Genomic DNA, 13965 nt, shown 5'->3' with positions numbered 1-13965 from the left:
TGAGCAAAGGTCCACTTGGCCCTATTGCAGCATACCACTTCCCGACGTGCGGCTCACCCTGTCGGACGAGGACCCGTGAAGAGCAGGCAGAGCTGGGCAGAACTCTATTCCTTCAGCGTCGACCGCACGGCGGAGGCGCCGGTATTCCGCCAAATCTACCTCGAGCTACGATCGGCAATTCTGTCCGGAGCGCTTCGTCCGGCGGCCAAGTTGCCCTCGACGCGCGACCTTGCGGCGCAGCTCGGCGTCTCGCGTACCGCAGTTGTTTCGGCTTTCGAGCAGCTGCTGGCCGAAGGTTATGCCTTCGGCAGGAAGGGGGCGGGGACTTACGTTGCGTCCGATCTGCCTGAACCGTTTGCCGCGCCTCATGGCCGCAAGACGCGGGCGGCACCGGCCGCGGCAGGCGCGGCCTCCTTTCACGGCCTCGGCGATTTCGTCGATGTGACGACGCAGAATGACGAGCGTCCCTTCAACCTGGGTCGCACGCTGTTGGATGCACGTAGCGCCGAATTGTGGCGCAAACTCACGGCGCGCACGCTGCGATCGTTTGAGCGACATCATCTCGGCTACGGCGATCCGCGTGGCTTGCTGGAGCTGCGCAAGTCGGTTTGCGACTATCTTCGGGCCGCACGCGGCGTGCGCTGCGAGGTCGATCAGATCGTGATCACCGCCGGCACGCAGCAAGCCGTGGACATCGCCGCACGTGTCATGCCCGGGCCGGACAAGGAGGTCTGGATCGAAGACCCCGGCTATACCCTGACCCGTCTTACGCTCGCTGCGTCAGGCGCGAAGGTTTGCGCCATCCCGGTTGACCAGCACGGCGTCAACGTCACGGAAGGGATCCGCCGCGCCCCGAAGGCGCGCGCAGTTTTCATAACGGCCTCGCACCAGTTTCCGACAGGCGTTCCCCTGTCGATGGCGCGCCGCCTCGAACTTCTCGCCTGGGCCCGCGAGTCCGGCGCCTGGATCATCGAGGACGATTACGCCAGCGAATTCCGCTACGGCGGCCGTCCCCTCGCTTCGCTTCAGGGCCTGGATGAGGCCGGCCGTGTCATTTACGTCGGAACTCTCAACAAGGCGCTCTTCCCCGGACTGCGGCTTGGCTACGCCGTGCTGCCACACCCGCTGGTGCGGAATTTCGTTGCCGCGCGCTATCTGATCGACCGTCAACCGTCGAGCCTCTGCCAGTCCGTTGCTGCGGCCTTCATGGAGGAGGGGCATTTCGCAGCCCACATCCGCAGAATGCGGGAAGTGTATCGCCGCCAGCGCGATACCCTCGTTGCGGCACTGAGGCGGCGCCTGGGCGACCATTTGTCGGTCGAGCCGCCGGACCAGGGCATGCACCTGGTTGCCTACACGCGACGGGGACTGTCCGACGTGAAGATCGAACGGGCCGCTCGCGACCACGGCGTCACCGTTCGCGCGATGAGCCGCCACTATATCGAGGCCCCGGCGCAGTCGGCGCTGATGCTGGGCTTCAGCGGCTACCCGCAGCAGACCATTGCGCCGGCGGTTGCCCGACTGGCGCGGGCCATCGCCACTGATTGCGTACCGGACTAGCACCGCGCCGGCACTTCGTCCCCCACCATGGCGGGCTGCCGATCCAGCGCCACGGCGGGAGAGAGCCAGATTACCAGCGCCTGCACGCCGAACACGGCGGCTGCGAGATACAGGCAGGCTTCCGCGCTCCAGAGGCCGCCGACGATCGCGCCCAGCGCCGAGCCGAGCGGGCGGGCGCCGTAGCTCATGATGTTGATGGCGGAGACGCGTCCGAGCAGGCGCGGCGGCGTCACGGACTGCCGCAGGGTCGTGGTCGAAATCACCCACAGGATCGGCCCGACCCCGAGCAGGAAGAAGCTCAAGGCTGCGAGCCAGGGGGAGGGGACCAGCACCGTCAGCGCCATCACCACCGCAGCGACGAAACCTGTGACCGGGCCAAGGCCGACCACCGTGCCGAAGGCGATGCGCTTCATCACGCGCGTGGCGAACAGCGCGCCGATCACCATGCCGACGCCGTACATCGTCAGCACGGTGCCGACGCCTGCGGCGGTCAGGCCGAGATGGCGTACCGCATAGGGCACGAACACGGCGATCTGGAGGAACCAGCCGGTGTTGAAGATGAACTGGGTGATGAACACCGGCCGCAGCAGCGGATGGTGGAACACGAAGGCCGCGCCCTCCCGGATGTCCTGGAACGGATGGCGCCGCGGCGAGGGCGTCCGGGTGGGCTCGTAGATGCCGGAGAGCAGCACGACGGCGATGGCCGAAAGCGCTGCGGCGAAGCCGAAGGCCGGGCTCGCGCCCCACCAGCCGACCAGTGCGCCGCCGAGCGCAGGCCCGCTTGCAAAGGCGATGGTGCGGGCGAGCTCGATGCGGGCATTTGCCGACGGCAACAGCTCCGCGCTCACCAGCGAGGGCACCAGGGCCGGCGCCGCCACGCTGTAGACGACCGTGCCGCATACGGCGGCAAAGCCGAGCAGAGCGAGCAGCGGCAAATTGAGCGCGCCAAGTGTGAGCAGCAGCACGATGGCCGCCAGCGCGACCGCGCGCAGCGCTTCGGCACCCGCCATCAGCGAGCGGCGGGAGATGCGGTCGGCGAGTAGGCCGGCCGGAATGGCGAACAGGACAAAGGGCAGGGTGAGGGCGGTCTGGAGCAGGCCGGTCTGGCCTTCCGCAACACCCAGCGTGAGCACGGCGACGATGGGGGCCGCGGCCAGCGCGATCTGCTCGGCCGATTGCGCCGCCAGGTTGGACCAGGCGAGGCGGTTGAAGGTGTCTGGGAGGCGAAGCGGGTTTGACATGGCGCATTTCCTGCAAAGTCGTGTTGCCGCCAGTATCCGCCCCCGAGGACGGCCAAACCCACCCGCTTCCCGACAGGGCGGCCAATAACCGCCGCGCCGGGAACTCATGCGGCTAGATGCAGTTGCAAATGAGTTGCAATAAGCTTCGACTTCGGTATTGTGCTGATATGGATGCCCGCTCCCCCGATTTGACCCAAGATGCCGCCGGCTGGCGCACTGATGCGCCTGCTACCAAGAGCCTCGCCGAGGTGAACGCCACGATTGCCATCCCCACGGCGGGGGTGTGGTGGCGGCGATTCCTCGCCTTTGTCGGCCCCGGCTATCTGGTCTCGGTCGGCTACATGGACCCCGGCAACTGGGCGACCGACCTCGCCGGAGGGTCGAAGTTCGGCTACACGCTGCTTTCGGTCATCCTGCTCTCGAATTTGATGGCGATCCTGCTCCAGTCGCTGGCGGCGCGGCTCGGCATCGTCACCGACCGCGACCTCGCGCAGGCCTGCCGCGCGACCTATTCGCCGGCGGTGAACTTCCTGCTCTGGCTCGCCTGCGAGGCGGCGATCATCGCCTGCGATCTCGCCGAGGTCATCGGCACAGCGATCGCGCTCAAACTGCTGTTCGGCATTCCCCTGATCGGCGGCGCGCTGCTTGCTGCGCTCGATGCGTTCCTGCTGCTGCTCCTGATGAACCGCGGCTTTCGCTTCCTCGAAGCGTTCGTCATCGCGATGCTTGTCGTGATCGCGGTCTGCTTCCTGGTCCAGATCGTGGCCGCCGCGCCGCCGATGGCGGAAGTCCTGCACGGCTTTATGCCGAAGACCGAAATCTTCACCAACCCGGAAATGCTCTACATCGGGATCGGCATCATCGGCGCAACCGTGATGCCGCATAATCTCTATCTGCACTCCTCGATCGTGCAGACGCGCGCCTATGAGCGCAACGACACCGGCCGGCGCGAGGCGATCAAATGGGCGACGACGGACTCGACCATCGCCCTGATGCTGGCACTGTTCATCAATGCAGCGATCCTTGTCGTGGCAGCCGCGACCTTCCACAAGAGCGGCCATTCCGACGTCGCCGAAATCGGCCAGGCCTTCGAGCTGTTGTCGCCGCTGCTCGGCCTCGGTATCGCCTCGACGCTGTTTGCGATTGCGCTGCTCGCCTCGGGCCTGAACTCGACGGTGACGGCGACGCTCGCCGGCCAGATCGTGATGGAGGGCTTTCTCGACCTGCGCCTGCCGAGCTGGGCGCGGCGATTGCTGACGCGCGGCATCGCTATCGTGCCGGTGATCGTCGTCACCGCGATCTATGGCGAGCGCGGCACGGCGGATCTCCTGGTGTTCAGCCAGGTCGTGCTGTCGATGCAGTTGCCCTTCGCCGTGATCCCGCTGGTCCGCTTCGTCTCGGATCGGCGCAAGATGGGCAAGTTCGCGATACCGCCATACGTCGCCGCGATCGCGTGGATCGTCGCGGGCATCATCGTGATTTTGAACGTGAAGTTGCTGGTGGATACGCTGTTCGGGTGAGTGCGCTTGCGGTTATGGCCGCTAGCAGAGTCCACTCATATGCTTGAACTTCCAGAGCGAGGGCAGTCCTTGCGGGCTGGTCTTCGGGACCGTAACCCCGCAGCGTCTTCGGTCCCTTCTGCTTGAACTCCTCGATCCCGCATGATGTCGGGCCTTCGTACACGCTCACTGTCACGACATAGAAGTCGGGAAGAACGTCCTCGATCCGGGCTTCGGATTCGACGTTGGCGTTCGGGCGCCGCCACGTGTGAATGATTTTGCGGCCAGGCTCGGGCTTGTCGAACAAGGGAAGGTCTGGCGCGAAGAGATCAGCGACCTCGCCAGCCTTGCCGATCGGCTGGCCGTAGTCCTTGAGGAACGCGCGAAGCTTCGGGGGCAGAGGTGTCACCGCGATACAGCGGCCAAAATAGTCCTTGTGGCCGGCGTCACAGGCATGGGCGTCGATGCTCGACGGGATGATCAACGACAGTGCGAACAGGACGGAAATTGCAGACCGCAAGCACGGGCCTATTCTCGCCGCGGGACGTCGAACCACCGCTCCCTTAATCCTGCGGCTCTGACGTCGCGTCACCTTGCGCATCGATGCGCAGCCAGCCTGACGGCGCGAGGCGCTGCTGCGGCAGGAAGCGGGCCTTGTAGTCCATCTTCTTGGAGCCTTCGATCCAGTAGCCGAGGTAGACGTAGGGCAGGCCCTGACGTCGCGCCCGTGCGATATGGTCGAGGATCATGAAGGTGCCCATCGACCGGCTGACCTGGCTCGGCTCGAAGAACGAATAGACCATCGACAGGCCGTCGCTGAGCACATCGGTCAGCGCCACCGCGATCAGCTCCTCACCGCGGCCGGTGATGCCGCTGTCGGGGCCGCGCTTGCGGTACTCGATGATGCGGGTCTCGACATGGCTGTCCTCGACCATCATGGCGTAGTCGAGCACGGTCATGTCGGCCATGCCGCCATGGCGGTGGCGGGAGTCGAGATAGGCGCGGAACACCGAATATTGCTCGGAGGTCGGCACCGCACTGCGCTGCTCGCCGATGATGTCGGCGTTGCGCGCGATCACCTTGCGGAAGTTCCGGGAGGGGCGGAATTCGTTGGCGACCACCCGGACGGAGACGCAGGCGCGGCACTGGTCACAGGCCGGCCGGTAGGCGATCGACTGGCTGCGGCGGAACCCGCCATGGGTCAGGAGGTCGTTGAGGTCACCTGCGCGCTCCCCCACGAGGTGCGTAAACACCTTGCGCTCATGCCGGCCCGGCAGATACGGGCAGGGAGAGGGCGCCGTGAGGTAAAATTGGGGGGTGTCGCGCGAGTGCTGGGTCAAGGGACGTCGTGGGCCTCCAAAGTGGGCATTAACATCGCGCTACGAAGGCCCCCGGTCAATCGGTCTACTCGGCAGGTCAGATCAGTCAGTTTAGTCGGTCCTGGTTGATAGGTTCTTGATCATCAGGCTCTCAGTAGGTCCTTGCCGCCTGCGGCACAGGCGCGCGGACGGAATTGTTGATCACGACCGTTCCCAGCACGACATCATGCAGCAGGCGCCGGCGGCCGTTGAACAGCCCAACCAGCACCACGAAAGGTGTCAGGAACGAGACCGTCACCCAGAACAGCACGGCATGGGTGGCGCCGAGCACGAAATAGCCGGGCGCGCCGTACCAGGTGCGCAACTCCAGATCCATCAGGCGCATGCCGATCGTCGCGGACGACGGACCGCCGATGCAGGCACCGTAATAGACGATCGCCCAAACAACGGAGGCCGGCCAGGCCAGCCAGAACAGCGCCCAGCCGATGCCGAGCGTGACGATGCCGAACAGCGCGATGAAGATGTAGCCGAGGATCACGGGAACGGAGATCACGACCATGTCGATCAGGAACGCGAACGCCCGCCGCGTTGCCACGCCACGGAACAATTCCGGGTGCAGATAGGGATCGAAGGCGTGCGGTTGCATGGCGCCGTCATTGCGCCAGGCATTGCGCGAGTCCGAATACGACATAGTCCGTTCTCCCAAGGGAAACTCCCGTGGCAGGACATGGGAGCAAGTCATCCCCGTGCCAAGGGCGTGCGGGCGTCAACAAGCCGAAATATTCCGGCAATTCGGGGGCGGGGCTGTTACCGCTGTCGTTCAGGGAAGGCGTCGTAGGGTGGGCAAAGGCGCGTTAGCGCCGTGCCCACCATCGTTCCGCGATCGCTAGCTGGCATGGTGGGCACGCTTCCGCCTTCGCTCTTCGAGCTACGGCGGACAAGCCGCTTGGCCCACCCCGCGATACCTTACGTTTGGCTCCGCAGCTTCTCCGCCACCTTCGGCGCAAAATAGCTGAGCACGCCGTCGGCGCCGGCACGCTTGAACGCCAACAGGCTCTCCATCATTGCGCGCTCGCCGTCGAGCCAGCCATTGTTGGCGGCGGCTGCGATCATCGCGTATTCGCCGGAGACCTGGTAGGCGAAGGTCGGCATCGCAAAGGTGTCCTTCACGCGCCGGACCACGTCGAGATAGGGCATGCCGGGCTTCACCATCACCATGTCGGCGCCCTCGGAGATGTCGAGATCGACCTCGCGCAGCGCCTCGTCGGTGTTGGCGCTGTCCATCTGGTAGGTGCGCTTGTCGCCGGTCAGCGTCTTGGCCGAACCGATGGCGTCGCGGAACGGGCCGTAGAAGGCGGAGGCGTATTTGGCCGCATAGGCCATGATCTGCACGTCGAGCAGGCCAGAGCGGTCCAGCCCCTCGCGGATCGCGGCGACGCGGCCGTCCATCATGTCGGAGGGCGCGATGATGTCGCAGCCGGCTTCGGCCTGGACCAGCGCCTGACGCACCAGCACCGCGACCGTCTCGTCGTTCAAAATCTTGCCGTCGGAGATCAGGCCGTCATGGCCGTGGCTGGTGAAGGGATCGAGCGCGACGTCGCAGAGGATGCCGATGTCAGGAAACTCCTTCTTGATCGCGCGCACCGCCTGGCAGACCAGGTTGTTCGGATTGGTCGCCTCGGAGCCTTCCTCGTCGCGCAGGGACGGGTCGGTGTAGGGAAACAGCGCGAGGCAGGGGATGGTGAGCTTCATGGCGCGCTCGGCCTCGCGCACGGCCTGGTCGACGCTGAGGCGGTCGACGCCCGGCATCGAGGCGATCTGCTCGCGCTTGTTGTTGCCGTCGATCAGGAACAGCGGCCAGATCAGATCGTCGGTGGTCAGCACGTTCTCGCGCACCATGCGCCGGGCCCATTCGGCCTTGCGGTTGCGGCGCGGGCGGACGGCCAGATCGAGGGCAGGGGAGGCACTGGCGCCATCCCGGCGCGAAACCTCGCGCAATTCGATCGGACGTCCGTATTTGATCGCCATCATTCTTCCTCCGGCTGGAATTATTCTTATACCAGCTCGCATGGTTCCCGTCACCGCGGCTTGACCTGCCGCAAGGCAAAATTGAGGTCAATCGGGCAGCCGATTGATTTTGCGGGGCGAAGCAGCCAGAAGGGGACCATGTCCGAAATCTCCACCCGCGATGCGGCCCGCGACGGCGCCAGTGCCAGGGACGCCGCCAGAGACAACGCCAGAGACAACGCGATGTCGGTGGCGGCGATCTCGTCGGAGCGCCCCGAGTCCGACGACAATGTCTGGACGCGCCGGCTCGTGCTGTTCCTGCGCGTGATGGCGCTGCTGTCGATTCTGAAGGGCCTCTATCACTGGGCCCAGGTCACCGGCTTCGTCGGCGGTGAGGACGAGGCGTTCGAGAACCAGTCGATGGCCTGGCAGGCCGCCACGGTCTATTTCGCCGTGATCGAGCTCGTTGCCGCGGTCGGCCTCTGGCTTGCGACGCCCTGGGGCGCGGTGGTGTGGCTGACGACCGTGGTGTCGATGGCGGTGATCGAACTGATGTTCCCGGGCATCTACGGCGGCAGCCTGATCGTCGTCGGTGTCGAAGCCTTCATGCTCGCCGCCTATCTCGCGCTCGCCTGGATGGCCGCGCGCGAGCGGCCGCCGTAGCGCGCTTGCGATTTCAACGCACACTCACACTCTCTCGTGCCCCGGACGCAGCGCAGCACGCAGTGATGCGCTGCTGAGCCGGGGCCCAGCTCTCCACGATCTCGTTTGCGGCTTCTGGGTCCCGGCTCTGCGCTCCGCTTCGCTGCGCTTGTCCGGGACACGAGAGCGGCATTTCCAAAGTCGTGGCTTGGTTGACCGTTGGTTGCCTAAAATTCGAGGTAACTTTTCATTGACTCCGTGCGTTCCGCCACAGCTCTTACGCGCCCGTTTCGAAACGGGGCGGCCCTGTACTGGAATGCGACAGAGGTGGCGGACGGAGGGTGAACAGGACCTTGCGAGGGTCAACAGACGGTTGCGAAAAGCCCTTGTGACACAGGCTTAATCCGCAATTCACTGTCTTAAATTCATGATCTCTTTATTCTCTTATTTAAGCCGATCTTCAAACGCCCCCCTTAAGTTGCACCTATCAGACGGAGCAAAAGTTTCGTCGAATGAGTGTCGATAAAAACGACAACAGGGGAAGTGTCATGATGAAAGCCGTCGCAACTGCGGCAGATACCGCAGAGCGCGTCTCCGGCCAGCAGGGTTCGGTGCAGTCGCTCTATCTGGAAGCTTTGACTCTGGTGGAGCGGCTGCATCGCCGGCTCCTCGACGTCATCAAGGATGAATTCGATCGCCGCGGCCGTGCGGACATCAACTCGGTCCAGGCGCTCCTGCTCTACAACATCGGCGACAAGGAGCTGACCGCGGGCGAGCTGCGCACGCGCGGTTACTATCTCGGCTCCAACGTCTCCTACAATCTGAAGAAGCTCGTCGAGCTCGGCTTCCTCGATCATCAGCGCTCGCGCGTCGATCGCCGCTCGGTGCGCATCCGCCTGACCCCGCAGGGCCAGGAAGTCCGCCGCATCGTCGACTCCCTCTACCAGAAGCACGTCAAGACGGTGGAGCAGGTCGGCGGCATCTCGGGCGAGGAGTTCTCGACCCTCAACAAGTCGCTGCACCGCCTCGAGCGGTTCTGGACCGACCAGATCCTGTATCGTCTCTGAGTTCTTTGCGACGGGACTTGGCCAAGCCGGCCCATAACAAGACCGGCAAGCCTCCCGAACGTGCCTGACCTCCCCAAGCGCGCCGGCCCGGCTCTGCCCCGGACCGGTGCGTTTTGTCGTTTCGCGACTGCGAAATAATTGCCGGCCAGGCGGAACCAGTTCCCCGCACCGCAGTTGTTACTGCGGATCGGAGGATGCGATGCTGGTCGAGCGCGGGCTTCAGGCAATGAACGTCGAACTCGTGAGCGACGCCTATGCCATCGCAGCCAACTACCTCCGCCGCTCCGGCGCGATTCCCGACACGCTGGTCACCAACGAAAGCCTGCTCGAGATCATCATCAAGCTGCTCCAGCACGGCGAATTGAACAAGATCAGGCTCGCCAACAAGGCCATTGGCCGGTTCGAGGCCCAGTCCGGGGCCCGCGCGGTTGCCTGATCAAAACTCCCAAAATTCGACAGAACCAGAGGGTGATATGGAAGCTGCCATCGACCGGATCATGCAGACTTATGACCTGCTCGCGAACCGCACGTCCGCGGCGAGCGCGGAGGCACGGGCCAAGGTCACGAACTACCTCAATACGTTGATGGAAGCCGGCGAGAAGGACACCCACAGGTTGACGGTGTGCGGACTGACCTATCTGCGCCAGCTCGACGGCAGCGTCGATCCCGTGAAGGCGGGGTATACCGGGCTGTAGGGGCAGGTCCGGCCCGCATCGGCACGGATTTTAAGGTCCAAATCGGACCCTTCAGGACTGACCGGGGCGGACGGTTCAAGCAGCCGTCCTCTCGCCCGGATCCTTCAATCCCCACCATATCTGGCATAATTCTCGCTCTCGACCCGCAAATACTTGGCCGGGGGCGGGTGATGTGGTAGATCGCGCTCGCCGCTTCCGATCGCCACACCAGACCGCCCGTAGCCCGCCAAAAGGCTGCGGCGGTGGAGATATTCGCAAGATGACCTCAGCCAGAACCGCCTCCGCGCCCGACTCGTTTTTCACCGCCTCGCTCGACCAGGCCGACCCGGAAATCGCCGCCGCCATCAAGGGCGAGCTCGGCCGGCAGCGCCATGAGGTCGAGCTGATCGCCTCCGAGAACATCGTCAGCCGTGCCGTGCTGGAAGCGCAGGGTTCGGTGATGACCAACAAGTACGCAGAGGGTTATCCGGGCGCGCGCTACTATGGCGGTTGTGAGTGGGTCGACGTCGCCGAGAACCTCGCGATTGATCGCGCCAAGAAGCTGTTCGGCGCCAACTTCGCCAATGTGCAGCCGAACTCCGGCAGCCAGATGAACCAGGCGGTGTTTCTGGCGCTGCTGCAGCCCGGCGATACCTTCATGGGCCTCGACCTCGCGGCCGGTGGCCATCTCACACACGGCTCGCCCGTCAACATGAGCGGCAAGTGGTTCAAAGCGGCGCACTACACCGTGCGCCGCGAGGACCAGATCATCGACATGGACGCGGTCGCCAAGCAGGCCGAAGAGGTCAAGCCCAAGCTGATCGTCGCCGGCGGCTCGGCCTATTCGCGCGCCTGGGACTTCAAGCGTTTTCGCGAGATCGCGGACAGCGTCGGCGCGTACCTCCTGGTCGACATGGCGCACTTCGCCGGTCTCGTCGCCGGCGGCGTGCATGCCTCGCCCGTGCCGTATGCCCACGTCACCACCACCACCACGCACAAGTCGCTGCGCGGTCCGCGCGGCGGCCTGATCCTCTCGAACGACGAGGCGCTCGCCAAGAAGCTCAACTCGGCGATCTTCCCGGGCCTGCAGGGTGGCCCCCTGATGCATGTGATCGCGGCGAAGGCGGTCGCCTTCGGCGAGGCGCTGCGTCCGGACTTCAAGATCTATGCGAAGAACGTCGTCGAGAACGCCAAGGCGCTGGCCGAGGCGATGAAGAGCCACGGGTTCGATATTGTCTCCGGCGGCACCGATAACCATCTGATGCTGGTCGACCTCAGGCCGAAGGGCCTGAAGGGCAACGTCTCGGAGAAGGCGCTGGTCCGCGCCGCCATCACCTGCAACAAGAACGGCATTCCGTTCGACCCCGAAAAGCCCTTCGTCACCTCGGGCCTGCGTCTCGGCACCCCGGCGGCGACGACCCGTGGTTTCGGCGTCGCCGAGTTCCAGCAGGTCGGCGGCATGATCGCCGAGGTCCTCAACGCGATCGCGCAGTCCGACGACGGCAAGGCGCCGCTGGTCGAAGCCGCGATCAAGGAACGGGTCAAGGCGCTCACCGATCGGTTCCCGATCTATCAGTAAGGTCTAGGGTAAACGGATGCGCTGCCCGAACTGCAACAGTCTCGATACGCAGGTAAAGGACTCGCGTCCGACCGAGGATTCTTCCGTGATCCGCAGGCGGCGCGTGTGTGTCGCCTGCAATTTCCGCTTCACCACCTTCGAGCGCGTGCAGTTGCGCGAGCTCACGGTGATCAAGCGCAACGGCCGCCGCGTGCCGTTCGACCGCGACAAGCTGATGCGCTCGGTGTCGATCTCCTTGCGCAAGCGGCAGGTCGAGCCGGAGCGGGTCGAGAAGATGGTCTCCACCATCGTCCGCGAACTCGAGACCGGCGGCGAGGCCGAGATCTCCTCCGAGGTGATCGGTGAGACCGTGATGGAGCATCTGCGCACGCTCGACGACGTCGCCTATGTGCGCTTTGCCTCGGTCTATCGCAATTTCCGCGAGGCCAAGGATTTCGCCGACGTGCTCGGCGAGCTCTCCGGTGAGGAGGAAGCGCGGCTCGCCGCGATCCGCAAATGATCTTCCGGATCCTGGAGGATCAGTTCGCGCAGAAGGCCCGCGAGTCCAAGGACGCTGATCGCCGCTTCATGCAGCTGGCGCTGGCGCTCGGCAAGCGCGGGCAGGGGCGCACCTGGCCCAATCCTGCCGTGGGCGCTGTCATCGTGAAAGACGGGGTCATCATCGGCCGCGGCTGGACGCAGCCAGGCGGGCGACCGCATGGCGAGCCCGAAGCGCTGCGGCGGGCCGGCGAGGCCGCGCGAGGCGCCACCCTCTATGTCACGCTGGAGCCGTGCTCGCATTTCGGCAAGTCGCCGCCTTGCGCAGACGCGGTGATCGCCGCCGGCATCACGCGGGTGGTCGCGGCGATCGAGGATCCCAATCCGGAAGTCGCGGGCCAGGGTCATGCGCGCTTGCGCGCGGCCGGCATCGCGGTGGAGGTGGGTCTGTGCGCGGCAGAGGCCGCGTTCGACCACGCCGGGCATTTTCGCCGAATCCGTGACAAGCGCCCGCATGTGATCCTGAAGCTCGCGGTCTCGCCTGACGGCAAGATCGGTGCGGCTGGCGGCAAGCCGCTTGCGATCACGGGCGAGGCCGTGCGCAATCGCGTGCATCTGCTCCGCGCACAGAGCGACGCCATCCTGGTCGGCATCGGCACGGTGCTGGCGGATGATCCGCAGCTCAACTGTCGCCTGCCGGGCATGGAAGCGCGTTCTCCCATACGCGTCGTGCTCGACCAGAATCTGCGCATTTCGGCCGCGAGCCAGCTTGGTCGTTCCGCGCGGGAGACGCCGCTCTGGGTGATCGGCTCCGAGCTTGCGGAAGCCGCCGCCGCCACGCGGCTCGGAGCGGCCGGCGCTCAGATCATCCGCGTACCACCAGGAAACGCTTCCGGGCTTGATCTTTCGGCCGTGCTGCATGTGCTGGCGGAGAAAGGCATCACGCGGCTGATGGTCGAGGGCGGCAGCCGTGTCGCGGCGTCCTTCGTCGCGGCCGACCTCGCCGACGAGATCTGGCTGTTCCGCGGAGCGGAAGGGGTCGGCCCGGGCGGCGTCGATGCGCTCGATGCATTGCCCCTGTCGAAAATCACGCAGTCGCAGGCCTATAAGGTTCATGCTAGCGAGACATTCGGCAAGGATACTCTCACCATCTACGAGCGCGCGTAATGTTCACTGGCATTGTCACCGATATCGGCGAGATCGTCGGCTTTACGCCGACAGCGCAGGGCCAGTTGCACAGGCTGCGCATCGCTTGCCGCTACGATCAGACCACCATCGCCGACGGCGCCTCGATCGCCTGCAACGGCGTCTGCCTGACGGTGGTTGCTTCCGGCGTCGAAGGCGGCAGAACCTGGTTCGACGTCGATGCCGCCGCCGAGACGCTGGCGCTGACGACTGCAAGGCACTGGAAGGTCGGCACGAGGCTCAATCTCGAGCGCGCGCTCAAGATAGGCGACGAGCTCGGCGGCCATATCGTCGCCGGCCACGCCGACGGTGTCGCCACCCTCGTCAGTCGCGAGGACCTGCCTGATATGGCGCGGTTCGAGCTCTCGACCACGCGGGAGCTCGCGCGCTTCATCGCCACCAAGGGCTCGATCACGCTCGACGGCGTGTCCCTGACGGTCAATACGGTGAGAGACGTGACCTTTTCGGTGCTGATCATCCCGCATACGCTGACGGTCACGACGATCGGCGGCTGGAAAGCGGGCGCCGAGGTCAATATCGAGGTCGACCTGATGGCCCGCTATGCCGCGCGGCTGACGGAAATGAAGTGACGGCTGAGCCGTCATTCCGGGATGGTCCGAAGGACCAGACCACAGGTGCGCAATTGCGCGCCGGGGAATCTCGAGATTCCGGGCTTGATGCTTCGCATCGCCCCCGGAATGACAGTGTCTTTTGA

Annotated in this window: 15 protein-coding genes; 10 read left to right on the top strand and 5 right to left on the bottom strand. The window is 65.0% G+C overall.

The window, feature by feature from the left end:
- Positions 1-75 precede the first annotated feature (75 nt).
- Positions 76-1560 carry a MocR-like pyridoxine biosynthesis transcription factor PdxR gene (gene pdxR, locus AB4Z51_RS14450; protein ID WP_166097070.1) on the top strand — a complete coding sequence of 495 codons (1485 nt, stop codon included), beginning with the start codon at positions 76-78 and terminating at the stop codon, positions 1558-1560.
- Here pdxR and AB4Z51_RS14445 read toward each other — a convergent pair.
- Positions 1557-2801 (bottom strand): MFS transporter, encoded by a 1245-nt coding sequence (locus AB4Z51_RS14445; protein WP_135215699.1) that lies wholly within the window; start codon positions 2799-2801, stop codon positions 1557-1559. The genes pdxR and AB4Z51_RS14445 overlap by 4 nt on opposite strands.
- Before the next feature lie 167 nt (positions 2802-2968).
- Between AB4Z51_RS14445 and AB4Z51_RS14440 the strand changes: the two genes are divergently transcribed.
- Positions 2969-4321: an Nramp family divalent metal transporter gene (locus AB4Z51_RS14440; RefSeq protein ID WP_135215698.1), complete on the top strand. Its 1353-nt coding sequence runs from the start codon at positions 2969-2971 to the stop codon at positions 4319-4321.
- Here AB4Z51_RS14440 and AB4Z51_RS14435 read toward each other — a convergent pair.
- The 4 genes from AB4Z51_RS14435 to hemB all read right to left on the bottom strand — a co-directional run bounded on the left by AB4Z51_RS14435 (position 4272) and on the right by hemB (position 7647).
- On the bottom strand, positions 4272-4820 hold the full coding sequence (locus AB4Z51_RS14435) for a hypothetical protein (protein WP_135215697.1): 549 nt from the start codon (positions 4818-4820) through the stop codon (positions 4272-4274). The genes AB4Z51_RS14440 and AB4Z51_RS14435 overlap by 50 nt on opposite strands.
- Positions 4821-4863: 43 nt before the next feature.
- Positions 4864-5640, bottom strand: coding sequence for an arginyltransferase (locus AB4Z51_RS14430; protein ID WP_014494765.1), 777 nt, complete (start codon positions 5638-5640; stop codon positions 4864-4866).
- A gap of 130 nt (positions 5641-5770) precedes the next feature.
- A complete protein-coding gene (locus AB4Z51_RS14425; protein WP_135215696.1) occupies positions 5771-6310 on the bottom strand; it encodes an RDD family protein in 540 nt (179 codons plus the stop codon).
- Between the two features lie 275 nt (positions 6311-6585).
- On the bottom strand, positions 6586-7647 hold the full coding sequence (hemB, locus tag AB4Z51_RS14420; RefSeq protein WP_063986325.1) for a porphobilinogen synthase: 1062 nt from the start codon (positions 7645-7647) through the stop codon (positions 6586-6588).
- Between the two features lie 138 nt (positions 7648-7785).
- On the opposite strand from hemB, the gene AB4Z51_RS14415 reads away from it, so the two are divergent.
- The 8 genes from AB4Z51_RS14415 to AB4Z51_RS14380 all read left to right on the top strand — a co-directional run bounded on the left by AB4Z51_RS14415 (position 7786) and on the right by AB4Z51_RS14380 (position 13840).
- Positions 7786-8289, top strand: a complete 504-nt coding sequence (locus AB4Z51_RS14415) for a DUF6163 family protein (protein WP_028155097.1) — start codon at positions 7786-7788, stop codon at positions 8287-8289.
- 527 nt (positions 8290-8816) lie between these two features.
- The gene (gene ldtR / locus AB4Z51_RS14410) at positions 8817-9335 is read left to right on the top strand and encodes a transcriptional regulator LdtR (RefSeq protein ID WP_011087797.1); all 519 of its coding nucleotides are present in this window, start codon (positions 8817-8819) and stop codon (positions 9333-9335) included.
- Between the two features lie 199 nt (positions 9336-9534).
- Positions 9535-9771, top strand: a complete 237-nt coding sequence (locus AB4Z51_RS14405) for a hypothetical protein (protein WP_028152498.1) — start codon at positions 9535-9537, stop codon at positions 9769-9771.
- Positions 9772-9808: 37 nt separating this feature from the next.
- Positions 9809-10030 carry a hypothetical protein gene (locus tag AB4Z51_RS14400; RefSeq protein WP_008131709.1) on the top strand — a complete coding sequence of 74 codons (222 nt, stop codon included), beginning with the start codon at positions 9809-9811 and terminating at the stop codon, positions 10028-10030.
- Between the two features lie 259 nt (positions 10031-10289).
- Positions 10290-11588: a serine hydroxymethyltransferase gene (glyA, locus tag AB4Z51_RS14395; RefSeq protein ID WP_028152497.1), complete on the top strand. Its 1299-nt coding sequence runs from the start codon at positions 10290-10292 to the stop codon at positions 11586-11588.
- Positions 11589-11604: 16 nt separating this feature from the next.
- Positions 11605-12087 (top strand): transcriptional regulator NrdR, encoded by a 483-nt coding sequence (gene nrdR, locus AB4Z51_RS14390; RefSeq protein WP_007603426.1) that lies wholly within the window; start codon positions 11605-11607, stop codon positions 12085-12087.
- Positions 12084-13232, top strand: coding sequence for a bifunctional diaminohydroxyphosphoribosylaminopyrimidine deaminase/5-amino-6-(5-phosphoribosylamino)uracil reductase RibD (gene ribD, locus AB4Z51_RS14385; protein ID WP_135215695.1), 1149 nt, complete (start codon positions 12084-12086; stop codon positions 13230-13232). The genes nrdR and ribD overlap by 4 nt, the downstream gene beginning before the upstream one ends.
- The gene (locus AB4Z51_RS14380; protein ID WP_028152495.1) at positions 13232-13840 is read left to right on the top strand and encodes a riboflavin synthase; all 609 of its coding nucleotides are present in this window, start codon (positions 13232-13234) and stop codon (positions 13838-13840) included. Before ribD ends, AB4Z51_RS14380 begins: the two co-directional genes overlap by 1 nt.
- Positions 13841-13965 lie beyond the last annotated feature (125 nt).

It is taken from the genome of Bradyrhizobium sp. 2TAF36 (assembly GCF_052114925.1).
Lineage (GTDB): Bacteria > Pseudomonadota > Alphaproteobacteria > Rhizobiales > Xanthobacteraceae > Bradyrhizobium > Bradyrhizobium barranii.
The sequence above is the reverse complement of the archived record's forward strand: the minus strand, read 5'-3'. Positions and strand labels throughout refer to the sequence as shown.

What these genes read in the sequence shown, in the direction of transcription:
- AB4Z51_RS14445 (WP_135215699.1), bottom strand. Translation starts at nt 2,801, where the DNA reads ATGTCAAACCCGCTTCGCCTCCCAGACACCTTCAACCGCCTCGCCTGG.
- AB4Z51_RS14440 (WP_135215698.1), top strand. Translation starts at nt 2,969, where the DNA reads ATGGATGCCCGCTCCCCCGATTTGACCCAAGATGCCGCCGGCTGGCGC.
- AB4Z51_RS14425 (WP_135215696.1), bottom strand. Translation starts at nt 6,310, where the DNA reads ATGTCGTATTCGGACTCGCGCAATGCCTGGCGCAATGACGGCGCCATG.
- hemB (WP_063986325.1), bottom strand. Translation starts at nt 7,647, where the DNA reads ATGGCGATCAAATACGGACGTCCGATCGAATTGCGCGAGGTTTCGCGC.
- AB4Z51_RS14415 (WP_028155097.1), top strand. Translation starts at nt 7,786, where the DNA reads ATGTCCGAAATCTCCACCCGCGATGCGGCCCGCGACGGCGCCAGTGCC.
- ldtR (WP_011087797.1), top strand. Translation starts at nt 8,817, where the DNA reads ATGATGAAAGCCGTCGCAACTGCGGCAGATACCGCAGAGCGCGTCTCC.
- AB4Z51_RS14405 (WP_028152498.1), top strand. Translation starts at nt 9,535, where the DNA reads ATGCTGGTCGAGCGCGGGCTTCAGGCAATGAACGTCGAACTCGTGAGC.
- AB4Z51_RS14400 (WP_008131709.1), top strand. Translation starts at nt 9,809, where the DNA reads ATGGAAGCTGCCATCGACCGGATCATGCAGACTTATGACCTGCTCGCG.
- glyA (WP_028152497.1), top strand. Translation starts at nt 10,290, where the DNA reads ATGACCTCAGCCAGAACCGCCTCCGCGCCCGACTCGTTTTTCACCGCC.
- nrdR (WP_007603426.1), top strand. Translation starts at nt 11,605, where the DNA reads ATGCGCTGCCCGAACTGCAACAGTCTCGATACGCAGGTAAAGGACTCG.
- ribD (WP_135215695.1), top strand. Translation starts at nt 12,084, where the DNA reads ATGATCTTCCGGATCCTGGAGGATCAGTTCGCGCAGAAGGCCCGCGAG.
- AB4Z51_RS14380 (WP_028152495.1), top strand. Translation starts at nt 13,232, where the DNA reads ATGTTCACTGGCATTGTCACCGATATCGGCGAGATCGTCGGCTTTACG.